We start from the raw sequence: 21,823 nt of genomic DNA, 5'->3' as shown, positions 1-21,823 counted from the left end.
ACGACCTCCTGTGGCGAATTTATGAATTAATAGAAATAAAGTGCGATTTTCAATTCTCCATTAGGGTGGTCGAATTCATATTTAATTGTCCAGAAAACACAGGTGCAGTTAACGCTAAAGTTAAAGCATGTAATTGTAATTTCATCATTTCCTTCGACCTCCTTTTAGAATATTTTTCTTACGTTAGTAAGTATATACAATTAATGGATAATTGTAAACATGAAAATTGAAAATTTTTAATTTTGATTAAAATGCGTATGTTTTAAAGAAATTTGACGAGACATAATGTAATTAACGAAATAGCGATAAAAATGGGGGCTGCTAAATGAAATATATGCATCGTAATGGAGTGGTTATGCTAACAATTTTTTTATGTATTACTGCTTGTTCTAGCGGAGAAAGAATAAAAGAAATATCTGATATGGAACCAAGTGATTTTAAGAAATATGCTGGGACATACGTTGGTAATCATTCAGTTGAAACTTCAAAATTTTAGAAAGAGAGTCATTCTTAAATGAATGACTCTCTTTTTTTAAAGAAATTTATGGAAATAGATATTTTTATGTGATATGGTTAATTACATAAGTAATGAACCTATGAACCTAAGGTGGTGAAATTGTGAAACCTACTCTAGAGGAAAATAAATTAATATACTTGCAAATTGCAGAAACGATTGAATCAGATATTTTAAAAGACATATTACTTGAAGAAGAACAAGTTCCATCAACAAATCAATTTGCGAAAATGTTACAAATAAATCCAGCTACTGCAGCTAAAGGGGTAAACGTATTAGTGGATGAAGGGATTTTATATAAAAAGAGAGGGATCGGGATGTTTGTTGCAAAGGGAGCGAAAGAAGTCGTACTAAAAAAGAGACAAAACACTTTTATGACTGAATATTTACCGAAAGTGTGGGAAGAAGCAAAAGTGCTAGAAATATCAAAAGATGAATTGATGGATATGATTCAAAAAATTACGAAGGAGGGGAAAGAGGGATGATTGCACTTGAAACGAAAGAGATAACGAAAAAATATAAAAAGAAAGTAGCTGTAAATGAAGTTACGATTTCATTGGAAGAGCATAAAATATATGGTTTGCTTGGAAGAAATGGAGCAGGAAAAACGACACTATTAAATTTACTTGCAGGCCAAATTACTTCAAGTAGTGGAAGCGTATCAATATTTGGCGAACATGTTTTTGAGAATAGTAAAGCGATGCAAAATATTTGTTTTGTTAGAGTGAAAGAAGAAGCTCATTTAAGTTTTAAAGTAAAAGAAATTTTTAAGATGTGCAGCATGTTTTATAAAAACTGGGATGGAAAGTATGCTGAAGAACTCGCTAATAAATTTCAGCTTAATATGACAGTGAAATATCATAAATTATCACACGGCATGCAAACAGTCGTCGGCATTATTCAAGGGTTAGCAAGTAGGGCGCCAATAACAATTTTTGATGAACCGACTACAGGTTTAGACGCAGCACATCGAGAGTTGTTTTATAGTTTACTACTAGAAGATTACGCTGAGTATCCACGAACAATTATATTATCAACACATTTAGTAGAAGAAGTAACCCATGTGATTGAAGATGTAATTATCATAAAAGAAGGAAAACTAGTTGTTCAATCATCGGTAGAAGATTTATTGCAACAAGGTCATATTATTTCAGGAAAAAAAGATAAAGTAGATGGATTTTCAAACAATAAAAAAGTAATAAATCGAGAAGTTTATGGAAATAAGGGGATTGCTGTTATATGGGACGAGCTTTCTAATGAAGATTATTACTCTCTTGAAAAAGAAGGTTTAGTAATTGATAGAATTACATTACAAAAACTATTTATTCACATAACTGGTGGTGAAGTGAAATGACGATGTTATTGAAGCAGTTAAAGTTACATATTAATTTTCATTATAAAGCAATTTTAATATTTTGGATTGTAGCTTTATTAATAAAAGGGTCTTTAAATGCTGTTCATTTAAATGGAGCGAACATTGGTTATTTACCCGAAATTATAAATAATCCTTCAATAGCAATTATGTTATTTATAGTAGGGAGTGTTTTCATCATACAAGATGAGCTATTTCGTTTAGCAGTTTCATTCGGTGTAACGAGAATCCAATATTTTATCGGAGCCATTTGTTATATCGTATTGCAATCCGCAATGTTTGCGTTTCTTCAAGTAATGCTTATGCAAGAAATAAAATATAATTTAGTAAATGTTAGTTTTGGAGAGCAATTGGTACAAGAATTTATTTTGCACTTTTTATTTTATGTTACAACAGCATGTTTCTTCCAAGTGGTAGTGGTTTTTAAACAACGATTTCAGTGGATTGGTCTTATGATTGGTGGAACACTATTCTTATCAACAATTAGTGTACTTTATGGAGAAGCAGGGGTAACCGGTTTATTATTTACAAGTGATGGATCTTTAGTAGATATTCCATATTTTACTGTTATTTCAATTGGATTAACTACCTTTTATATCATAACTAGTAGTATATTTATACGCAAAGTATCATTTGAACGAACGGTTTAATAGAGTGTTAGATTATTTTAGAGAGAAGGAAGAGTAAATGGAAGATACTTCTTCATTAATAACTGTCTTTTTATGCATTGCACTACTAATATTTTGGCGTCGTTATCGCTCCATGCATAGGCCAATAAAGGGATCAGGAAAACGTATTTTATGGCCATTATTATTTTTAACACCAGGGATTATATGGTTTTTTGGCCCCGTACATTCAGCTATATTACAAGTAATTATAGCGGTATTCATTGGTGTACTTTTTGCTGTGCCGCTTATAGTATTAACAAATTATGAGCAAAGAGAGGATGGGAATATTTATACGAAAAAAAGTGCAGCTTTTTTAATTACTTTTATTGCACTGATTATTTTAAGATATGGTTCAAGGCAATATATTGTTGATTTAGATCAACAAACGATTGGTTTATTATTTTACGTAGTTGCCGTGTCATATATCTTTCCGTGGAGAATTGCTTGTTATATTAAGTTCAGAAAAGTTTGGCGGGAAAAGAATAATCATGCTATATAAGAAAAAACTTCTCTTTTGAGAAGTTTTTTCTTTTTATATATAATTGTAAACATTTGTTGAAGTGCACACTGCTATACAATATGATAAATATAAAAAAGGGGAAGTAGGGAGTATAAAAATGCGTACGATTTTACTTTTTCTAAATAAAATTTCTATCAATGAAATAGAGGCCATTAGGCTAAAACATGATCCTTTATTTGGGTTAATTCCACCGCATATTACAATTGTATTCCCATTTAAGAGTAATATTTCAAATGATGAATTAAAATCTCATATTTTGAATTTATCAAGAGGGGTAGGGAAAATTGAAATTGAATTCGCAAATCGTATTACTAGTGTAGGAAACTATTTGTTTTTAGAAGTTGAGAGAGGGAAAGAACAAATAACCAAACTACATGATATGCTGTATACAGAACCTTTAAGACAATTTTTGAAAGAAGATATTCCGTACATACCACATGTAACAATCGGGAGAAAAGAGAGTGCGGAGTTAGCTGCAAAAGTAGCCGAGGATATTCATAGTTTACCTGAAAAGTTACAATGTGTAATTGATAGAATTAGTGTGGAGCGAATTGGAGAGAACGAGGAATCAATTATTGAATTTGAAGTACCGTTGCAAAAAAGCTGACAAAAGTCAGCTTTTTTTATTCGTAGCATAAAGTAAAGCACCAATCGCACCACTATTACCACCATCTCGTAAAAAGATGGGTGTTTTATTTTGGTATTTTGTGTAGCTACTAATAATATTTTGAAGATGTATGTTATTACATAGAGTCGAACCAATATAAATAATATGGTCAATGTTTTTTGTTTCGGCGAATTGAAGGCTTAATGCAGTAACGACTTCACCGACAAGTCCTTGTACAGTAGCAAGTATATCTGAGCTATTATAAATTGAGTCTGTAATAGCGGCTTTACCAAAATTGCTTGCAGTTAAACTATTATCAATAGGAGAGAGAATACCACCATAAATATCTCCAACCGTAATATCAAGTTCTTTTCTAGATCCTACTTTTGTTAAAGGAATCACATCTTCAAAATGATCTATATTTGTTAACAATTTTGAAAGCCCCATAATAGTACCACCGCCAACACCGGTTCCACCAGCGCGAATATATTTGTCATTATAAACGTAATGAATAGAAGTACCTGTACCGATATTTGTTAAAACAAAGTTGTTTATATCATATTTTTCTTTTTTTAATATGTAACGGACACCTACAAGAGTAGCTTCAAATTCGTTTAGTTCAACTATTTTATATGAGTCTGAAAGTAGTTGTTGTAATTGTTTCGCTTTACCACCAGTAATACATATTTGTTTTATACCAGTTCGGTTCTTAAGCCAATCTATTATGTTATCTTGTTCATTTGAATAAAATTTTTCAAAGGCTAATTGCTTTTTTTCGTTCAAATAAGCAATTTTCGTTAATGTTCCTCCAGCATCGATACCGATCGTACTTTCCATTTTTCTGCCCCTAACTAAGTAATTTGTTTACTCTGTTCATGTTGATGAGACGAATTTGTAGGAGATAGATACCCTAGTGAATGAAAACGTCTCTATTCTGCTTGGTATATTAATAGCTTTTCTATCGTTACAATCGGCTGATTATTAACGGTTGCGGTACCTTTACCAAGAACAAAACCTCGGCGATTGCGAGTTAACTCATAATGTAAATCAAGTTTATCACCAGGATATGCTTTTTCATGGAATTCAACCCCATCTAAAGAGGAAAGGAAGCCTAGCCCTTCAGAGTCACTTGTATGTACAAATGCGCTAAGCTGAGCAAGTGCCTCTACAATTAACATATGAGGCATATGATTTTGACTATCATTTATAAACCATTCGTTATTTGTAATGAGTTTATATCCTGTAACGGATTCACCTTGTTTTACATTTGTTACTTTATCAATCATTAAAAATGGATAACGATGGGGAAGAGTGTCCTTAATATGCATATGAAAGTACCTCCAATGAATAATACCCCTGCTATAGTTAAGCAGGGGAGTTGCAATTAATTTTTAACTAATTCTTCTGCTTTTTCAAGAGAAAAAATACCGCTATTTCTAATGTTTTCAACAACTTGTTGTAACACTGCTTTATCTTGAACGAGTGCAATGCGTACAAATCCTTCTCCGTGAGGTCCGAATGCATGACCTGGTGTGACAACGACATTCGCATGATCCATTAATGCATAAGCGAAGTCTATAGAAGTCCAGCCTTTCGGAATTTCGGCCCAGACGAACATACTGCCAGCTGGTTTTTCAACATTCCAGCCAAATGTTCGGAACCCATCGACTAAAGTATCTCTACGTTCTTGATAAATACGGCGGTTTTTCTCACAAAAAGCAGCACCATTTCTTAGTGCAGCACATGCCGCTTTTTGAATTGGTAAAAATACTCCGTAATCTGTATTAGATTTAAATTGTGTAAGTGCCCCGACAATTTCTTCATTACCAATCATATAACCAATACGGCTACCTGCTAAACTATAACTTTTTGACAAAGAGTTGATTTCTACGCCAACATCTTTAGCACCAGGCACAGAGAGGAAGCTAATTGGTTTATTACCATCAAAATAAAATTCAGCATAAGCAAAATCATGGAAAACAATAATGTTATGCTTTTTCGCGAATGCGATTACCTCTTTAAAGAAATCTTCATGAGCCATTGCTGGAACGGGATTCCCTGGGAAGTTTAAAATCATCATCTTCGCTTGATCCGCAATTTTTTCAGGGATTAGCTCTAAGTTAGGCAAGAAATCATTTTCTTTTTTTAAAGGCATATAGTAAGATGTTGCACCGGCCATTTGAATTCCTGTTTCATAAGCTGTATATCCTGGGTCAGGAACTAATATAATATCTCCCGGATTCGCATAAACCATAGGTAAATGAACGAGTCCATCTTGTGACCCCATTAATAATAAAACTTCTTTATCGGCATTTAATATAACATTATGAGTGTTGTTGTAATATTCAGTTACAGCTTCGTGAAATTCTTGAATACCACTTAATGTGTATCCATAGCTTTCTTTTTGATTTGCTGTATGTACCATTTCTTCTCTTACGAAATCAGCAGGTGGCATATCAGGATTCCCGATACTTAAATCAATCATTTTGTGACCTGCTGCAATTTTTTCTTTTTTATAGGCTCCTAATTCACTAAATATAGAAGATTGGAATGCTTTCATTCTAGTTGCTAACGTGTAAGTCATCAAAACCCCTCCTAAAAAACAGTGTTTTCTTTCTGCGTTTTTAATTATTCTGAAAACACATGGTTACATTTTATCACTTTTTTGTGAAAATTAAAATGATTGACAAATTTAGAGGGAGGATAAAGAGATGGAATATAAAATAACGCAGAAAATATTTTCTGCGTTTGATATGAAGTGTCATCATTTCTTTTTATATGTACATAATCTTTCCACTGCATAAAAGTATACATTTAATTTGCCATCGACAACTTGTAAAGTTTGATCCGATGTAAATGAGTTACCATAATCAATGTGATATACATTAGAATCCTTTACAAATGAACCTTTGTATAAATCTTCTTTTTTCTTTGTTGTTTGCATTTCTACTAAATATTGAATAATTTTTTCTTTCTTTTCTTCTTTTACAACTGTTTCAAATTTATACGATATAGGACAAAGACCGTTTTTGTTGTCAACGACTTCCCAAGAACTGTATATATCATTATTGCTACATCCACTGAGTAGTATAATGAATAACGGAATAATTAATAGAACCTTTTTCATTTTGTACTCCTTTCTTTTCGTTTTCAATAAACGTGCGAATACGATAGGGATATTGTAATAAATAAAGTTTAAATTTTTATAAAGAATTATTTAATTTCATATAAAAATTTAGAGGGGATTAAAAAAGCATGAGTCTAGTGTAAAGTCAGATTCATGCCGAGTACAATAGTCTATGTGATGTTTCTTTTGAGGAAAAATAAAGAGGAAAGTAGGATCACAATTCCATTTAAAATATATACAATTGCAACAATAAAGGCTAGGCCCCCTGCGCCAAATCCAGCTTTATCGAATATAGAAGCGAACGCTACGGTAGCCAAAAAAAACAATAGGAGTTATCAGTAAAAATATGAAACCGGCGATAATTCTTTTTTTAAAGTTATGTCCAGATAAGGAAATAGCTAAAAAGTTTATGATGCTAAGCAGAGCTAATACAAAAATAAATATACTAAATAACTGCATGCCATCAGACAATTGCGCACCCCCTATATATCATGTTAGTATACTGTATTCGAAAGAGAAAAGGGGTACTCCTTTAAATAATTACAATAAGCGTAATAAATAAGTTTGTATATAACAAAGACGCATGGATTAATCTAATAGGACCCATGCGTCTTTGTTTATGTTATAAATTCGCAGATTGCGATGGTTGTTTTTCATACTGTTTCTGTTTAGAAAGCGATATGAAAATAATGAATAATGAAATAACACCGAAAATAAGAACCATATATTGCAATCCAATCGTATCTAAGAAGAAGCCTGTGCCAAGTAAGACAATTTGGAACATCACTCTTTCAAACATATTACGGAATGAGAAGAGTCGGCCGTGATAGCTCTTTTCCACTTTTGTTTGGAAAATTGTCGACATAATAGGGAAGAAACAACCAACACTAAAACCAAACAACCCAAATGATGTAAGAGACATCCATTTTATATCGCTAAAGAACAATGATAGATGTGCAAAAGCGGTACAAACAGCGAAGAAATATAGTAACTTTTCAGGTTTGAAATGATCAGATAAACGTTTAATAACGAAGGCACCTAACATAAATGCGATACCTTCAATCGTATATATAAAGCCTTTAATCGTTGGATCATGTTGCATTTCGCTAATATTAATTACCATTAAATTAAATCCAGCTATAAATAATAGAGGGATAATACTTAATATAAGTGCTGTGAAAGCAATCGGAATTCCTCTTAAAATACGAAATACTTCCATAAAGCTATTATCTTTTGCAGCTTGTTTACTTGGTGTTGTTGATTTCTTATCTTCGAATTGTAGGAAGAAAGTTGAGAGGAATAATAAAGCATATGCTGCCATTGAGAAGGCGTACATATATTGTAAACTCATTACAACTAAAAGAATTCCACCTAGTGAAGTACCTGCAATACGAGCGATTGTACCTACATTCATATGTACACCGTTCATTTGTAATAACTCATGCTCACGTACGATGAGTGGAATTACAGATTGTAATGCAGGGAAATAAAATGCTGCTGAAATTTGAAGCGCAACCATAAATGCAATCATAAAGGCGATACTTTCAAATTGGATAGCGAAAAACATAAAAATAACACTAATAACACGACCAAAACCAGCATAAAGAAGGACTTTTTTCTTTTCATATTGATCGATGATACGACCAGCCATAGGTCCCACTAGAACACCTGCTAATAGTCCGATAAACAATATAACTGATTTCATGAAATCAGAAGGGACATATTTTTGCATAAATTCCAGGTTGCCAAGAATTCCAAGCCATAACCCTAAACCAGCAATAAACTCCCCAATTAAAACAATCCAAACATTTTTATTACGCCACATAATATAAAACCTCTCCGTCTTTTAAAATGAAAAACTCGTATATAAAACCTCCTTATTTTATATATTATTTTTAACGAACTTTTTTAGAGTCAGAGTCTATATTACGTGTTTCATGAGTGGATTTCAATTTATTTGATTTATTAAAAATTTCATTTGTGATGTAATGAAATAAGCTTCTAATGATACGTATATTAAAAATAAAAAAAGCAAGAACGTAATATTACGTCTTACTTTTCTCAAATATAATATTTGAGTAGGTTTGCTTAATATGAATTATAAACTTGTCCAATTGCTAACCCACTAAAAGAGAGGGGACCAATGACATCTGCACTTGCATCACTTGTCAGATTTTCCACAGTTAAAGTATATTCGTGAATCCCGTTGCTTACATTTTTATCAATAGTTTGAAATGTTTCAACGGAATATTGTTTATAATCTGTGGAGCCTATACTTACTTGTGTGTTAAAAATATCAATGTCGTTACGGAAAATTCTAACAAATATTTGTGATATATTTGTTACACTTTTAAAACCAATTGTGGTAATTAATTCTATTCTATTATTGCGTGAATATTTTAGTGGAATTTTTAATTCAATATTTACTAGAATTGCTTTGTTTGGGGAGTTGGGAATTGTAAAAGTCGTTGCATCCGTTTTATTTATTGGCTGAATACCTTGGTAATCAATGATATGAGTTATGTTCGTCACCTCCTCATATATAAAAATATGAACGTAATGACGGATTAGATTGGACGTATAAAAGAAGATATAAATAAAATTGAGAATAGGGTTACATATAAAGTTATAATATAAAAGCATCAAGAATAGAACCACGATTAGGAGGTATATTTCTTGATGCTTTTCATACTTTAAGCAGAAAATTCTTCTTTGCGTACTTCGAAAAATTCATTACGACGTAAGTAATTATAAACTTTCTCGGAAACCTCTTCTTCTTCAGACATTAAGAAACGATGATCAAAAGCATAGAAGGATTGACCTTTAACTAATTTTACGTAGTATATTTTACACGCCTCCTCTAGCAGAATTGGAATTTACTTAATATTATGATGGCCCATATGCTTGTGAATCATACTTGAAGTTTCAAAGGATAAAAGCTAAACAAATTAAAAAAGCTTACAAAATTGTAATGTTGTTGTCACGTTTTCCGATAGTTAAAAATAACCAATCTCTTCTATACTACAAATAAGTTACATAAAATAAGGGGGTAAAAATAATGGGTGAAGTGATTGGAGAAGTTGTAGTAGGTATTTGTGAGCTTGTAGTAGAAGTAACGGCAGAAGCCATTGGTAGCATAGCTTCAGGAAATGAAAAAAGGGAAAAAGAAACTATATAGGATAAAAAGCTGTAAGATACATTTTCTTACAGCTTTTTGTTTTTTCAAAGCACTATATGTAATCTGACTAAAAGAGGAATTGAAAATATGAAATAGAACTTATTAGGTATCTGAATCGTGTAAATAATAATAGAAAGAAGATGATAAGATGAGTAAAGAAGAGCTTGTAAAACAACAGTTTGGTAATAATGCGGAAAAGTATGTGAAAAGTAAAATTCATGCAAAAGGACCAGATTTACAATATGTAGTTCAACAAGTCGAGTCTCGTCATAATAATCGTCTTCTTGATATTGCTACTGGCGGTGGACATGTTGCGAATGTATTAGCTCCATTGTTTAAAGAAGTAGTTGCCTTAGATTTAACAGAAAAAATGTTAGAGAATGCGAAAGATTTTATTATAAGTAATGGACATGAAAATGTATCTTTTGTCGCTGGAAACGCTGAAAATTTACCGTTTTCTGATAGTTTTTTTGATACAATTACGTGCCGAATTGCAGCACATCACTTTACGAATCCAGCTCAGTTTATTTATGAAGTAAATCGTACGTTAGAACGTAATGGATTGTTTATATTAATAGATAATATTTCACCGGAAAATAATGAATTTGACATATTTTATAATTTTATAGAAAAAAAGCGAGATCCGAGTCATGAACGAGCTTTAAAAAAAACAGAATGGATTACCTTGTTAGAGAAAAATGGTTTGCAAATGCAGTCATGTCTTACTTTTGACAAGAAATTTGATTTTGACTGGTGGTGCGATATGATGAATGTACCTTTGCAGAAGCGGGTGAAGTTAACAGAATGTATGATGAAAACATCAGTTGAAATGCAAGAATTCTTTAACATTCAATATGAAAATAATAAAATCATATCGTTTTATACTGAAATGGCATTGTTTGCATGTAAAAAAAGTTCAACATTAAAAAGATAAATTTCTTGCAGTCTTTCCAAAGTACGTTATACTTAGTAACAGAGAAAATGAGAATTGAGGAAATGTAATAATGATTCGCGTACGTATTGAAGGAACTGAAGAAGAAATGCTTGAATTTATGGAGAAAATGCCGGATATTCCTGGATTTGAAAAAACACATATGAGAGAACCGAGAAAAGGAAATAATCCAAAATATGATTCAAGTAAAAATGTACTAGCATATTTATCTTATAAAAAGATTGAAGTCGCCAATAAATAGGCGGCTTTTTTAGTTTGCACCGTTTCACAGCCTTGTCTTTTTTACATACTAATAATAGTAGATAATGCTGAAGAGGGGTGAGTATAGTTAATAAGAAAATCATCTTTTTTGGAGACTTTGGTATTGATGATGCTGTGGCGTTAATTTATGCAAATAAAACATGTAAATTAGATATTTTAGGTATTGTTGCTGAATATGGGAATGTATCGCGAGAAATCGTAACAGAAAATGTGTATTTTTTAGAAAGATACTATGCTACAGAAGTAAAAATCATTGAGGGTGCAGCAAGACCGATGACAGCTGAAGAACCTTTATTCTTTCCTGAAATTCATGGGGAGCATGGTTTAGGGCCAATTATTCCGCCTGATATGAGGATTTGTAAACGGGAAAATTTTTGTGAATTAATTAAATTAATTGAACCTTGTCCAGAAGATATTATTATCGTAGCAACAGGACGATTAACAACATTGGCAACGTTATTTTTATTATATCCAAATGTTATGGATAAAGTATGTTCGTATTATATTATGGGCGGTGCTTTTTTATTTCCTGGTAATGTTACTCCTGTATCAGAAGCGAATTTTTATGGAGATCCAATCGCCGCAAATATTGTAATGAAGTACGCAAAGAATGCGCATATTTATCCATTAAATGTAACGCAAGAAGCCCTAATTACTCCTGAAATGGTGGATATTATTAATAAAGAAGGAACAGGGCAGGCGAAACTTATAAAACCAATGATTGATTTTTATTATGAGAACTTTTATAAAAAAGAATACCCTGGTATTGCTGGAAGTCCGATTCATGATTTACTTCCGTTTATTTCGTTTATAAATGATGATATTTTTGAATATAAAAAATCAGCAGTTTGGATTAGTACGACAAATGACGTAACAAGAGGGCAAAGTGTGGCAGACTTTAGAAAAATAGCTGAGCCGACAAGGTTTGATGATCGTCCAGTACAAAGGATTGCGGTTGGTTTTAACTATCCTGCATTTAAAGAAGAGTTTATGCGGACAATATTGAAACCTGATTGCCCATAATATGTGAAATATGAAGGATTTCTACCATAAATCAAAAAAACTGGCTGTCCATTATTTTGAAATAATTTAATAGTTGAGCTGTATGAATAACTTATGGAAAATGTAACATAACTAATGGTAAGCAATTGTTTCTAATTATATTTTGATTGTTGAAATATAAAGGAGGGTATTATATGATTTGGTCTCTAATCGTTGGTGGTATATTAGGGTGGCTTGCTAGCTTAATTACTGGCAGGGATGTACCAGGTGGTGTAATTGGTAATATTATCGCTGGTATTATCGGATCTTGGATTGGTACGAAATTACTTGGTAGTTTCGGCCCGGTAATCGGCGGATTTGCAATTATTCCAGCTTTAATTGGTGCGATTATTTTAATTTTCATCGTAAGTTTCTTATTACGAGCAATGCGAAAATGAATGTAAGGACTGTTTACATTTGTAAGCAGTCCTTTTTATATGTTATGCTAGTATTATACAATCAGGAGGTGTCAGCATTGAAATCATTTACAGTAAATTTCCATCAAGAAGATAATGCTAAAGCGACAACAGTACATAAATTAAGTGAAGAGGACTTCAATAAAGCAACAGAAAAAGGTACTCGTCATCTATTTGATTTAGATACAAACGTTGGATTCTTCGTATTCTTTGACGCAGAAGATGCAGAAGGAAATGATCAATACTTAATGCTACAATATGAAGGAGATCATGAAGAGCCAACTGCGTGCTACGGATTTGATTTAAAACTATACTATCAATTTTTAGCACTATACTTAAATGATCTTGAATTCCAAGGCGAAACGGATGAGGAAGAGGAAGAATATGGTCCAATTCATCATTTAGCTCACTTACTTTACCATATTGTTGAAGATGGTAAGTCAATCGAAGTGTAAAAATACATATGTAAAGCTGTCCTTTTTGGACAGCTTTTTTCATTATTATAATGAATGTTATGATTTGCAAAATGGTAAATGGATTTCTGATGGTGATAAATGGTTTGATTAAATAGAAAAAGCAACAAAGAAGGTTCATCCTCCTTTGTTGCTTTTTCTACGTTTAAGGGAGGATTGCAGTGTAAATAGCGAGAAGGAGTGTATAAGGAGATGGGAAAAATGATAAACAATACAATTCCAAGTTTTTTAAAATTATGGGAAAGTAACGAAGTAGAATTAGCAACGCTTAATCAATACTTCACTTCGCATCCAGAAATATTTGAAGAATACTTTAAGTATCATTGTCCTAAAACGAAAGAACGTCTTTCTAATGCCATTAATCTATATCCCGCAAAAATAGAAGATATTTGTATCATTGCAGAATCATTGCCAATCATTATCCAAGAGGTAACAAATGCATATCATAATAAATTTAACTTTGATGTAAAAATGAAATTTCATTTATTTGTTGGAGGATTTGGATCAAATGCATTTGTAGAAAGGGAGATTATTGGAGACATATTTTTTGCGGCAGAAAAATTATCTCCAGATTTAAATCACCTTCGTGTTATTGTCGCTCACGAAATAGGACATATATATCATAATGTTATGTTACAAAATGATGGAATGGACTGGGGGAAAGCCGAGTGGGCCGATGCGACAGTTAATTTGTATCGTGAAGGCGTTGCAACATACTTATCAAAGCAAATTATAAAAGGTTTAAATGAATCAGTATATTACTCATATGACAATGATGGTGAACGTTGGTTACAATGCTATATAGAAAATGAAGAACATATAAAGAAACGTTTTTTGGAAGATTATATAGAAGGATGGACGTTTGAAAAAGAGAAAGAGTGGTTTCGGTTATCTGGTGGACAGTATTTTGGATACAACCGACTCGGTTATTTTTTAGGAACTGCTTTTGTAGAATATATTGTACAAGCATTGGGAGAGAGTGAAGTATTTACTTTTTGGAATAAATACAATTTAAAAAGTAGTGTGTTGGATTGGTTATCGAAATGAATAGCATTTAATAGGGAGCTGAAATGTATGAAAGTGTATGTAAAGATAGCTTTATTATGTCTTACTTTTACATGCATATTTGCCTTAGCGGCATGTAAAGGAACAGATGAAAAAAAGGAAACAAACCCAACTTCGGAAAATAGTAAAAACGAACAGAATACTTCTTCTGAAGGAAAGAAAGAGCCTGAGGTTAAATCAAATACCGATTCAAATTCGAAGGATACAGTTATAAATCAAAAATCAATTAACCACGTTAAAAACTTGTTTGAACTAGCGAAAGAAGGAAAAGTACCTAATGTTCCGTTCGCAGCTCATACAGGAGATATTGAAGAAATAGAAAAAGCGTGGGGGAAAGCAGATAAAACAGAACAAGCAGGAAACGGGATGTACGCAACTTTTACAAATAAAAATGTTTCCTTCGGTTTTAATAAAGGATCACAAGTTTTTGATGTACGCTCCTATCATGCAGAACTAAAATCAATTACATTACAAGAAATTGAAAAGGCATTAGGAAAACCAAACTCAGTTAAAGGAAATGGTGATGATAAAATATATGTATATAAAGTAAATAATCAGTTTGAGTTAAAATTCATCATTCCAAAATCGACTGGAAAGGTAAATCATATTTCGGTATTTTCGCCAGAGGATAGTATAAATAAAATGGCAGGGTAGGATAATAAAAAAAGGATGTCACAAAAGTCGAAATCGATGACTATGTGACATCCTTTTTTTGGGTGTAAATAAGAAACTTCCTTTTATAAAATATGATGGGGATGCTCTAAAACAGCTTTTTGAATAACTTCTCTTCTTTTCTTACGCTCTAAATTTCGAACAAAAAGAGCTTGGATAATGCCTCCAATTGTTAAGAAACAAGCACAAATATAAAATAGCATACTACCGTTTAGTTTACTTAATAAAACCGCACCGATAACAGGACCGCAAGTTCGAGATACATCCCAGTGTAAGCCGTAAATTGAAAAATACAATCCACGTTTATCTGAAGGAGCGATTTCTGAAACAAATCGAAGTAAATGGTTTAAAGCAATACTTTCGCCAATGACTAAAAAGAGTAATGTGAAAAATAGTGACACGATTGTTGCTGAAAGGCCGTAGCCAATTGCAGCTATTGTATAGCAGATGTAAGAAATAAGAATAATTTTCGCCATAGAAAATCGTTCAGACCATTTCACAAGGAAAACTTGTAGAGTGATTTCCATAAGAGCTTTGCATGTTGTAATAAAAACGAGTATGCGATCGAAATCCGGAAGTGTATGTTTCACGAAAATAAGATAATTTGTTTCAGTTTGTGCATAAAAAAAGCTAATAGGAAGTGTAGTGATCATTAGTCCAAATACGGCGTAATGTTTTTGTACAAATTGTTTTGGAGATGATACTTCAAGCTTTTGCGTTGATGTTGTCATTGCCGGAGCGGTTTCTGGAAGCTGTATCCAAACAACGACTGCATATGCTATAAGTGCAATGCTTTGCACTATAAATACATATTCAGGGTGAGTCTTATAAAAAATAGTACCAATTAAAGGGCCGATTAGGGTACCTATTGCTCCCATCGTTTGCAGAAGAGAGAAAACTTCTGCTTGCTGCCCATGTTTTGTTAAATCAGCAATTTGTGCCCGTTGAGCGGGAATATATAAGGAACGGCCAACCCCATTTATGACATATAACAAAGCAAATATAAAAACGGATTGAGCAAAGATGAAGCTGCCAATTGCAACGCCTTGTAGTAATAAGCCGAGTAACATAATTTTCTTTCGCCCATATTTATCAGTCACTCTTCCAGCAATAAGTGTAAATATAATGTCCGAAAGCGGTTGTAACCCGAAAATAAGCATAGTCATCATAATATTGCCGTTTAGCATCTTATTAACGTAAATAATCATAATGATAGCTAACATTGATTCAGTTGTTCGAGTTAATAATTCACCGCACAGTCTAATAAGGATTGGTTTATTGTAACGTAATAAGAGATGATTCAATATTATTTCCTCCTTTCTATATTGAAATGATAAGATGAAAGGAGAATTGGAAAAAGGGTAGAAAGAATAGGGAGTATTTTTCACCTTTTAGGGGGAATATGATGTTTATTTTAGATCAATACATTGAACTATGGATTGCCTATGGGAAAGGGAAAAAAGAAGGAGAACAATTAGAAATAACAGTGCAAAATATATCCGAAACATTATTTTGTACAGAGCGTAATAGTAAATTAATAATAAAAAAGTTAGAAGAACTACGTTGGATTGTTTGGTTTCCAGGGCGCGGAAGAGGGAATCGTTCTAAACTAATATTTCAAAAGCAACCAATGACATTAATTTTACACAGAGGAAAAGAGCTAACGAAAAAAGGGGATGTAAAAAGTGGAATCTCATTTGTAGAGCGCTACAGCGCACAATTTCCGTCAGTAAAGAAAGAGTATGAAGTTTGGATAGATTCAATATTTGGTCATCAAATAGAAAGGACATCCGAAGGGAGAAGAGATGTACTTCGTTTGCAGGTTCAAATGAATTTAGATATTGCATTAGATCCAATCTACGCTATAATGCGATCGGAATGTCATATGGTTAAACATATTTTTGATACACTCGTATATATAAATGAGGAAACAAACTCAATAGAACCAAGGCTTTCTTTTCAATGGGAATATAATGATGCAGAAAAGATATGGACGTTTTATTTACGAAAAGGAGTTCACTTTCATAATAGGAAACAACTTACTGCACATGATGTTATACATTCATTGAATCGATTTATGAAAGCTGAAAATAACCCACATGCGTGGATGTTACAACATATTGAAAGCTTCCGCGCAGTAGATGAATATGTTATTGAAATTCAGTTACGTACGGAAAATAGGATGTTTTTACATATGATAAGTGCAGAACAGTGTTCTATCGTAAACGTAGATGAAGCAGGAAACCTCATTGGAACAGGTCCCTTTAAATTAAGCGAAAAGAATGCACATTTATTTGTATTGGAAGCACATGATTTATATTATCGTGAAAGATCTTTTCTTGACCGAATTGAACTATTGAATGTAGAACAAAGTGTAAATACATACGATATTTTAGTAAAGGCGCAGTATAAAGATAAAGAAAAACATAATAAAGAACTATCTCGGCTTGAGTCGAACGTGACATATATAACATGCAATCTTGCAAAAGAAGGACCAATGCAAGATTATATGTTCCGAAAAGCGTTATATAAAATCATTCATGGCCAAGCAATCGTTCAAGAACTCGGCGGAGAACGTGGAGAAGTGGCAAAGGAAATACTATTAGCTAGTGACAGTATAGTAGAGATTGAGGAAGATATAGAAAGTTTAATTAAAGAAAGTATGTATCAAAATGAAGTGCTACAAATTTACACATTTACAGGGCAAGATCATGTAGAAGATGTGCAATGGATACAAAAAGAGTGTGCGAAGTACGGTATTCGTGTAGAAAATAATTTTCTTGAAATAGAAGAGTTATTGGAAATAAATACGATACAAAAGGCTGATATGATGCATGATAGTGCAACGATTAGCGAACGAATAGAAGATAGTCTACTATACATGTTTCTTACAAAAAATAGTTTTATTCATGGGCAAAGCAGCATGGACTTTCATGCAATGTTATCTCCTTATTTCAAACAAGAACAAGTAGAGAATAGAGTTACACTGTTACGCGATATTGAGGACACATTGTTACGTCAAATTCATGTTATTCCTTTATATCGCAACAAACAACAAGTAACTTCTCATGAAAAAGTACAAAATATAATGATTAATTCACAAGGGTGGATCGATTTTTATAAAATATGGTTTAAACCTTGATAAAAAAAGGTTCTTACGCATTCTTTACAAGAGGTATAAGAACCTTTTTTTGTATGTAAAACAGGTTTGTTTTACACATTGTTACGCTACTTGTGATAAAAGTTCATTTACAACGTAACAGTGTTATGTTACATTGTTATCAGGAAGGAGTGTTATACAGTTGAGTACAGATTTAATTTCAAAAAAAGATTTATTAGAACTAACTGGTATTTCATACGGACAGTTATATAGGTGGAAAAGAAAAAATTTAATACCGGAAGATTGGTTTGTACGAAAGTCAACATTCACAGGTCAAGAGACATTTTTTCCGAAAGAAAAGATATTAGAACGTATTAATAAAATTCAAACGATGAAAGAAGATTTATCACTTGATGAACTAGCGAATATGTTTTCACCGAGTGTAAGAGAAATTCTTTTAACAAAAGAAGATATCTTACGTAAAGGGATTGCATCAGAACCAGTTTTACAATTTTTCATAGAACAAACGAATAAAACATCAGAGTTTCAATTTGTAGATATTCTTTATGTGTACATGTTAGAAGAATTATTACAATCGGGAGAGATTAGTTTAGAAGAAGGAAAAATGGTCATGCAAGTTTTACGTGAAAATTATGAAACAATTAAACATAAAACTTGTGATTTAATTATCGTTCGTAAGTTAGGGATTTCTACATGTTTCTTAGTTTCAAATGTGGATGATTTAATTTTTGAAAAGGGAACAAAAATCGTTTTACGTGAAGCAATTACGAAATATACCGAAGCATTAAAAACGAAACTATTGTAGTGGGGGAGAAATTATGCGTACAGAAAATTTAATTATAAATGGTTACGGTTCATCGAATGGTGGCGAGTTTCATAAAGTGCAATTAAATGGAAAAGGGACTGTCAATGGAAATGTTGAATGTGAAAAATTTGAATGTAACGGTTACGGTGCTGTTACGGGCGATTTAAAAAGTAGCAGTGCACGAATTAGCGGATCAGGTAAAGTCGATGGCACAGTTCATGCTGAAACGATGCGAATTGATGGAAAAGCTACAATTACGCAAAATGTAAAGGCAAACAGTTTGAAAATTGCAGGAAAAGGTACGATAGGTGGGAATGTCACTGGTGAAGAATTTAAAATCAATGGTCAAGCGACGATTGATGGCAATTGTGAAGTGGATACTTTTTCTTCTGATGGACAGTTTGAAGTTGGTGGATTATTAAGTGCAGATGAAATAAATATAAATATTCACGGTACATGTCGAGCGAAAGAAATTGGTGGTCAAACGATTAAAGTAAGACATAGGCGGGGCACTTTTAGTAGACTGTTTAAATCAGTATTTGGTTTACAATTAGAAGCTGAACTGTTAGAAGGTGACAATATCGATATTGATTATGCTCACATAAGAACGGTAAGAGGAAACAATGTTACAGTAGGGCCGAATTGTGAAATTGAACTCATTGAATATACGGGTGTTCTTACTGTTGATAAAAGTGCAAATGTAAAGGGAATTAAGCAGGTTTAATGGGAGGGAGTAAGTAATATGGAACATCCACATAGTCTCACAGTAAATGGTTCCGGTAATTCAGCAGGTGGAGATTATAACAAAGTGAAGATACGCGGCGAAGGAACGATTTCTAATGATATGAGCTGTAATGAATTTAAAACGTATGGTACGAGTGGTGTACGCGGTAATATGAAAGTGAAAAACTATGTCGTGTATGGAGATAGTGAAGTACAAGGGAATATAGATGCGGAATATGTAAAGGTATATGGTAATACACAAATTCATGGTGATGCACATATTAAAAAAACAAAAGTTAGAGGTATGATGGATATCGCGGGGAAGTTTTTAGGTGATTTTGTCGATGTAAAAGGTGCTTTAAATGTGAAGGGAGATATTGAAGTAGAAGATTTATCATTAACTGGCGGTCTCGAAAGTGATGGGTTACTTAATGCTGAAAATATTCAAATCTCACTTCGTTATGAAGGAAGTAAGGTAAGAGAAATTGGTGGTAAAAAAATTACCGTTCGTAAAAAAGCGAGATTGATTCCTTTTACTAGTCATGCTGGTAACCTCCAAACTTCAATTATTGAAGGAGATGATATCTATTTAGAACGTACGGTTGCTGAAATAGTAAGAGGAAACAATGTTACTATTGGTCCAGGATGTGAAATTAGTGTTGTAGAATATCATACTAGTTTTAAGCAAAAGGGTAATGCAGTCGTAAAAGAACATAAACAAATATAAGTAGTATGAGGGAGAGCAAGAGATATGGTTGAGAAGAATAATAAGCTCGGCTTTGTTGTGGCGGGCTTATTGCTAGGTATTTTAATGGCATCAATGGATAATACCATTGTCGTAACAGCAATGGGAACGATTGTTGGTGACTTAGGAGGCCTTGAAAACTTTGTATGGGTCGTTTCGGCCTATATGGTCGCAGAAATGGCAGGGATGCCGATTTTCGGTAAATTATCAGATATGTATGGTAGAAAGAGATTCTTTATTTTCGGTTTAATCGTCTTTATGATTGGTTCGGCACTTTGTGGTACTGCTGAAAATATTACACAGCTAGGTATTTATCGTGCCATTCAAGGTATTGGCGGCGGGGCATTAGTGCCGATCGCGTTTACTATCGTTTTTGATATTTTCCCTCCTGAAAAACGCGGGAAAATGGGTGGTTTATTCGGAGCAGTATTTGGTTTATCAAGTATTTTCGGGCCATTACTTGGCGCATATATTACAGATTACATTAGCTGGCACTGGGTATTTTATATTAACTTACCGCTTGGCGTTTTAGCACTTATTTTTATTACGTTCTTTTATAAAGAATCAAGAGTTCATAGAAAGCAAAAAATTGATTGGTTTGGTGCAATTACTTTAGTTGGTGCAGTAATTTGTTTAATGTTTGCTTTAGAACTTGGCGGACAAAAGTATGACTGGGATTCTAGCTTTATTTTAAGTTTATTTGGTGGATTCGCTATTTTAATTATTGCATTTATATTTATTGAACGTAAAGTAGAAGAACCGATCATTTCATTTGAGATGTTTAAGCAGCGCTTATTCGGAATGAGTACCATTATTGCTTTATGTTACGGTGCTGCGTTTATGTCGGCAACTGTATATATTCCGTTATTCATTCAAGGTGTATACGGAGGTAGTGCAACAAACTCAGGGTTATTACTTTTACCGATGATGTTAGGATCAGTTGTAACAGCGCAGTTAGGCGGATTTTTAACGACGAAGCTTAGCTACCGAAACATTATGATTATTTCTGCGGTTATTATGCTAATTGGACTATTTTTATTAAGCACATTAACGCCAGAAACAAGTCGCGCATTATTAACAGTGTATATGATTATTATCGGATTTGGAGTTGGATTCTCATTTTCTGTACTAAGTATGGCAGCTACTCACAACTTTGGTATGGAGCAACGTGGATCTGCGACTTCAACGAGTAATTTCATTCGTTCATTAGGAATGACGCTTGGTATTACAATCTTCGGAATGATTCAAAGAACTGGCTTCCAAGATCAATTAGAAGAAGTATTTAAAGGTATGAGCGGGGGAATGAATACAAACGCTTTAGGAGATTCAAGAGCTATTCTATCAGAATCGGCAAGATCTCAAATCCCGCCGCAAATATTAGATAAAATTATTGACGCACTTTCTAGCTCAATTGTCCAAACATTTATGTGGGCATTGGTACCAGCTGGTTTAGCATTCTTATTTATTTTCTTTATGGGAAATGAGCGCATGGTAATGAAGAAACAACAAAAGAATAAAAAAGGCGAAATATCAAAAGCGTAATGAAAAAGCTCCTTTCCAATT

At 33.0% G+C, this 21,823-nt stretch carries 26 protein-coding genes and 1 pseudogene; 18 read left to right on the top strand and 9 right to left on the bottom strand.

The window, feature by feature from the left end:
• Nucleotides 1–325 precede the first annotated feature (325 nt).
• The 6 genes from ACVWY7_RS21660 to ACVWY7_RS21635 all read left to right on the top strand — a co-directional run bounded on the left by ACVWY7_RS21660 (nucleotide 326) and on the right by ACVWY7_RS21635 (nucleotide 3,681).
• Nucleotides 326–496 (top strand): hypothetical protein, encoded by a 171-nt coding sequence (locus ACVWY7_RS21660; protein WP_000876545.1) that lies wholly within the window; start codon nucleotides 326–328, stop codon nucleotides 494–496.
• A gap of 122 nt (nucleotides 497–618) precedes the next feature.
• The gene (locus ACVWY7_RS21655; protein ID WP_000805177.1) at nucleotides 619–999 is read left to right on the top strand and encodes a GntR family transcriptional regulator; all 381 of its coding nucleotides are present in this window, start codon (nucleotides 619–621) and stop codon (nucleotides 997–999) included.
• Nucleotides 996–1,868, top strand: coding sequence for an ABC transporter ATP-binding protein (locus tag ACVWY7_RS21650; protein WP_073523575.1), 873 nt, complete (start codon nucleotides 996–998; stop codon nucleotides 1,866–1,868). Before ACVWY7_RS21655 ends, ACVWY7_RS21650 begins: the two co-directional genes overlap by 4 nt.
• Nucleotides 1,865–2,536 (top strand): DUF4052 family protein, encoded by a 672-nt coding sequence (locus ACVWY7_RS21645; protein WP_073523577.1) that lies wholly within the window; start codon nucleotides 1,865–1,867, stop codon nucleotides 2,534–2,536. The genes ACVWY7_RS21650 and ACVWY7_RS21645 overlap by 4 nt, the downstream gene beginning before the upstream one ends.
• A gap of 37 nt (nucleotides 2,537–2,573) precedes the next feature.
• Entirely contained in the window at nucleotides 2,574–3,053 is a 480-nt protein-coding gene (locus ACVWY7_RS21640) for a CcdC family protein (RefSeq protein WP_105989679.1), read from the top strand.
• Nucleotides 3,054–3,171: 118 nt separating this feature from the next.
• Nucleotides 3,172–3,681 carry a 2'-5' RNA ligase family protein gene (locus ACVWY7_RS21635; protein WP_073523585.1) on the top strand — a complete coding sequence of 170 codons (510 nt, stop codon included), beginning with the start codon at nucleotides 3,172–3,174 and terminating at the stop codon, nucleotides 3,679–3,681.
• Between the two features lie 6 nt (nucleotides 3,682–3,687).
• Here ACVWY7_RS21635 and coaW read toward each other — a convergent pair whose 3' ends face one another.
• The 8 genes and pseudogenes from coaW to ACVWY7_RS21595 all read right to left on the bottom strand — a co-directional run bounded on the left by coaW (nucleotide 3,688) and on the right by ACVWY7_RS21595 (nucleotide 9,654).
• Nucleotides 3,688–4,518 (bottom strand): type II pantothenate kinase, encoded by an 831-nt coding sequence (gene coaW, locus ACVWY7_RS21630; protein WP_073523586.1) that lies wholly within the window; start codon nucleotides 4,516–4,518, stop codon nucleotides 3,688–3,690.
• Between the two features lie 92 nt (nucleotides 4,519–4,610).
• The gene (locus ACVWY7_RS21625) at nucleotides 4,611–5,009 is read right to left on the bottom strand and encodes a 3-hydroxyacyl-ACP dehydratase FabZ family protein (RefSeq protein WP_000547665.1); all 399 of its coding nucleotides are present in this window, start codon (nucleotides 5,007–5,009) and stop codon (nucleotides 4,611–4,613) included.
• A 56-nt stretch (nucleotides 5,010–5,065) separates the two neighbouring features.
• Complete coding sequence (locus ACVWY7_RS21620) at nucleotides 5,066–6,265, bottom strand: LL-diaminopimelate aminotransferase (RefSeq protein ID WP_142395567.1); 1,200 nt, start codon at nucleotides 6,263–6,265, stop codon at nucleotides 5,066–5,068.
• Nucleotides 6,266–6,445: 180 nt separating this feature from the next.
• Nucleotides 6,446–6,808: a hypothetical protein gene (locus tag ACVWY7_RS21615; protein ID WP_105989677.1), complete on the bottom strand. Its 363-nt coding sequence runs from the start codon at nucleotides 6,806–6,808 to the stop codon at nucleotides 6,446–6,448.
• Nucleotides 6,809–6,978: 170 nt separating this feature from the next.
• Nucleotides 6,979–7,279 (bottom strand): annotated as a pseudogene (locus ACVWY7_RS21610) (hypothetical protein).
• 151 nt (nucleotides 7,280–7,430) lie between these two features.
• Nucleotides 7,431–8,633, bottom strand: coding sequence for an MFS transporter (locus tag ACVWY7_RS21605; protein ID WP_000269250.1), 1,203 nt, complete (start codon nucleotides 8,631–8,633; stop codon nucleotides 7,431–7,433).
• A 263-nt stretch (nucleotides 8,634–8,896) separates the two neighbouring features.
• Nucleotides 8,897–9,340 carry a hypothetical protein gene (locus ACVWY7_RS21600; protein WP_000182015.1) on the bottom strand — a complete coding sequence of 148 codons (444 nt, stop codon included), beginning with the start codon at nucleotides 9,338–9,340 and terminating at the stop codon, nucleotides 8,897–8,899.
• 161 nt (nucleotides 9,341–9,501) lie between these two features.
• The gene (locus tag ACVWY7_RS21595; protein WP_071735967.1) at nucleotides 9,502–9,654 is read right to left on the bottom strand and encodes a YqbF domain-containing protein; all 153 of its coding nucleotides are present in this window, start codon (nucleotides 9,652–9,654) and stop codon (nucleotides 9,502–9,504) included.
• A gap of 480 nt (nucleotides 9,655–10,134) precedes the next feature.
• Between ACVWY7_RS21595 and ACVWY7_RS21590 the strand changes: the two genes are divergently transcribed.
• The 7 genes from ACVWY7_RS21590 (at nucleotide 10,135) to ACVWY7_RS21560 (ending at nucleotide 14,848) form a co-directional block, all read left to right on the top strand.
• The gene (locus ACVWY7_RS21590; protein WP_105989676.1) at nucleotides 10,135–10,920 is read left to right on the top strand and encodes a class I SAM-dependent methyltransferase; all 786 of its coding nucleotides are present in this window, start codon (nucleotides 10,135–10,137) and stop codon (nucleotides 10,918–10,920) included.
• A gap of 70 nt (nucleotides 10,921–10,990) precedes the next feature.
• The gene (locus ACVWY7_RS21585) at nucleotides 10,991–11,179 is read left to right on the top strand and encodes a DUF3970 family protein (RefSeq protein WP_000621879.1); all 189 of its coding nucleotides are present in this window, start codon (nucleotides 10,991–10,993) and stop codon (nucleotides 11,177–11,179) included.
• A 77-nt stretch (nucleotides 11,180–11,256) separates the two neighbouring features.
• The gene (locus ACVWY7_RS21580) at nucleotides 11,257–12,222 is read left to right on the top strand and encodes a nucleoside hydrolase (RefSeq protein WP_000029503.1); all 966 of its coding nucleotides are present in this window, start codon (nucleotides 11,257–11,259) and stop codon (nucleotides 12,220–12,222) included.
• Nucleotides 12,223–12,395: 173 nt separating this feature from the next.
• Complete coding sequence (locus ACVWY7_RS21575) at nucleotides 12,396–12,638, top strand: GlsB/YeaQ/YmgE family stress response membrane protein (RefSeq protein ID WP_000638308.1); 243 nt, start codon at nucleotides 12,396–12,398, stop codon at nucleotides 12,636–12,638.
• Nucleotides 12,639–12,715: 77 nt separating this feature from the next.
• Entirely contained in the window at nucleotides 12,716–13,111 is a 396-nt protein-coding gene (locus tag ACVWY7_RS21570; protein ID WP_000834883.1) for a hypothetical protein, read from the top strand.
• A gap of 219 nt (nucleotides 13,112–13,330) precedes the next feature.
• Entirely contained in the window at nucleotides 13,331–14,176 is an 846-nt protein-coding gene (locus ACVWY7_RS21565; protein ID WP_456523972.1) for an aminopeptidase, read from the top strand.
• Between the two features lie 27 nt (nucleotides 14,177–14,203).
• The gene (locus ACVWY7_RS21560) at nucleotides 14,204–14,848 is read left to right on the top strand and encodes a YjgB family protein (RefSeq protein ID WP_000870472.1); all 645 of its coding nucleotides are present in this window, start codon (nucleotides 14,204–14,206) and stop codon (nucleotides 14,846–14,848) included.
• Between the two features lie 83 nt (nucleotides 14,849–14,931).
• On the opposite strand, the gene ACVWY7_RS21555 is transcribed toward ACVWY7_RS21560, so the two are convergent.
• Entirely contained in the window at nucleotides 14,932–16,170 is a 1,239-nt protein-coding gene (locus ACVWY7_RS21555; protein WP_105989675.1) for an MDR family MFS transporter, read from the bottom strand.
• A gap of 101 nt (nucleotides 16,171–16,271) precedes the next feature.
• Here ACVWY7_RS21555 and ACVWY7_RS21550 point away from each other — a divergent pair, with 101 nt between their 5' ends.
• From ACVWY7_RS21550 to ACVWY7_RS21530, 5 genes are all read left to right on the top strand, one after another.
• Nucleotides 16,272–18,008 carry an ABC transporter substrate-binding protein gene (locus ACVWY7_RS21550; protein ID WP_105989674.1) on the top strand — a complete coding sequence of 579 codons (1,737 nt, stop codon included), beginning with the start codon at nucleotides 16,272–16,274 and terminating at the stop codon, nucleotides 18,006–18,008.
• A 160-nt stretch (nucleotides 18,009–18,168) separates the two neighbouring features.
• A complete protein-coding gene (locus tag ACVWY7_RS21545) occupies nucleotides 18,169–18,792 on the top strand; it encodes a YhbD family protein (RefSeq protein ID WP_000102270.1) in 624 nt (207 codons plus the stop codon).
• A gap of 13 nt (nucleotides 18,793–18,805) precedes the next feature.
• The gene (locus ACVWY7_RS21540) at nucleotides 18,806–19,516 is read left to right on the top strand and encodes a bactofilin family protein (RefSeq protein WP_105989673.1); all 711 of its coding nucleotides are present in this window, start codon (nucleotides 18,806–18,808) and stop codon (nucleotides 19,514–19,516) included.
• An 18-nt stretch (nucleotides 19,517–19,534) separates the two neighbouring features.
• Nucleotides 19,535–20,242 carry a cytoplasmic protein gene (locus ACVWY7_RS21535; RefSeq protein WP_105989672.1) on the top strand — a complete coding sequence of 236 codons (708 nt, stop codon included), beginning with the start codon at nucleotides 19,535–19,537 and terminating at the stop codon, nucleotides 20,240–20,242.
• A 24-nt stretch (nucleotides 20,243–20,266) separates the two neighbouring features.
• Nucleotides 20,267–21,802 (top strand): MDR family MFS transporter, encoded by a 1,536-nt coding sequence (locus ACVWY7_RS21530; RefSeq protein WP_456523971.1) that lies wholly within the window; start codon nucleotides 20,267–20,269, stop codon nucleotides 21,800–21,802.
• The last annotated feature ends 21 nt before the right edge of the window (nucleotides 21,803–21,823 follow it).

Source organism: Bacillus sp. TE9106W (assembly GCF_054062215.1).
This window is presented reverse-complemented; position numbering and strand designations above follow the sequence as displayed.

Coding starts and splice junctions, on each gene's coding strand:
- ACVWY7_RS21575 (WP_000638308.1), top strand. CDS start 12,396: ATGATTTGGTCTCTAATCGTTGGTGGTATATTAGGGTGGCTTGCTAGC.
- ACVWY7_RS21635 (WP_073523585.1), top strand. CDS start 3,172: ATGCGTACGATTTTACTTTTTCTAAATAAAATTTCTATCAATGAAATA.
- coaW (WP_073523586.1), bottom strand. CDS start 4,518: ATGGAAAGTACGATCGGTATCGATGCTGGAGGAACATTAACGAAAATT.
- ACVWY7_RS21550 (WP_105989674.1), top strand. CDS start 16,272: ATGTTTATTTTAGATCAATACATTGAACTATGGATTGCCTATGGGAAA.
- ACVWY7_RS21650 (WP_073523575.1), top strand. CDS start 996: ATGATTGCACTTGAAACGAAAGAGATAACGAAAAAATATAAAAAGAAA.
- ACVWY7_RS21590 (WP_105989676.1), top strand. CDS start 10,135: ATGAGTAAAGAAGAGCTTGTAAAACAACAGTTTGGTAATAATGCGGAA.
- ACVWY7_RS21530 (WP_456523971.1), top strand. CDS start 20,267: ATGGTTGAGAAGAATAATAAGCTCGGCTTTGTTGTGGCGGGCTTATTG.
- ACVWY7_RS21625 (WP_000547665.1), bottom strand. CDS start 5,009: ATGCATATTAAGGACACTCTTCCCCATCGTTATCCATTTTTAATGATT.
- ACVWY7_RS21560 (WP_000870472.1), top strand. CDS start 14,204: ATGAAAGTGTATGTAAAGATAGCTTTATTATGTCTTACTTTTACATGC.
- ACVWY7_RS21615 (WP_105989677.1), bottom strand. CDS start 6,808: ATGAAAAAGGTTCTATTAATTATTCCGTTATTCATTATACTACTCAGT.
- ACVWY7_RS21540 (WP_105989673.1), top strand. CDS start 18,806: ATGCGTACAGAAAATTTAATTATAAATGGTTACGGTTCATCGAATGGT.
- ACVWY7_RS21605 (WP_000269250.1), bottom strand. CDS start 8,633: ATGTGGCGTAATAAAAATGTTTGGATTGTTTTAATTGGGGAGTTTATT.
- ACVWY7_RS21640 (WP_105989679.1), top strand. CDS start 2,574: ATGGAAGATACTTCTTCATTAATAACTGTCTTTTTATGCATTGCACTA.
- ACVWY7_RS21565 (WP_456523972.1), top strand. CDS start 13,331: ATGATAAACAATACAATTCCAAGTTTTTTAAAATTATGGGAAAGTAAC.
- ACVWY7_RS21620 (WP_142395567.1), bottom strand. CDS start 6,265: ATGACTTACACGTTAGCAACTAGAATGAAAGCATTCCAATCTTCTATA.
- ACVWY7_RS21535 (WP_105989672.1), top strand. CDS start 19,535: ATGGAACATCCACATAGTCTCACAGTAAATGGTTCCGGTAATTCAGCA.
- ACVWY7_RS21645 (WP_073523577.1), top strand. CDS start 1,865: ATGACGATGTTATTGAAGCAGTTAAAGTTACATATTAATTTTCATTAT.
- ACVWY7_RS21585 (WP_000621879.1), top strand. CDS start 10,991: ATGATTCGCGTACGTATTGAAGGAACTGAAGAAGAAATGCTTGAATTT.
- ACVWY7_RS21660 (WP_000876545.1), top strand. CDS start 326: ATGAAATATATGCATCGTAATGGAGTGGTTATGCTAACAATTTTTTTA.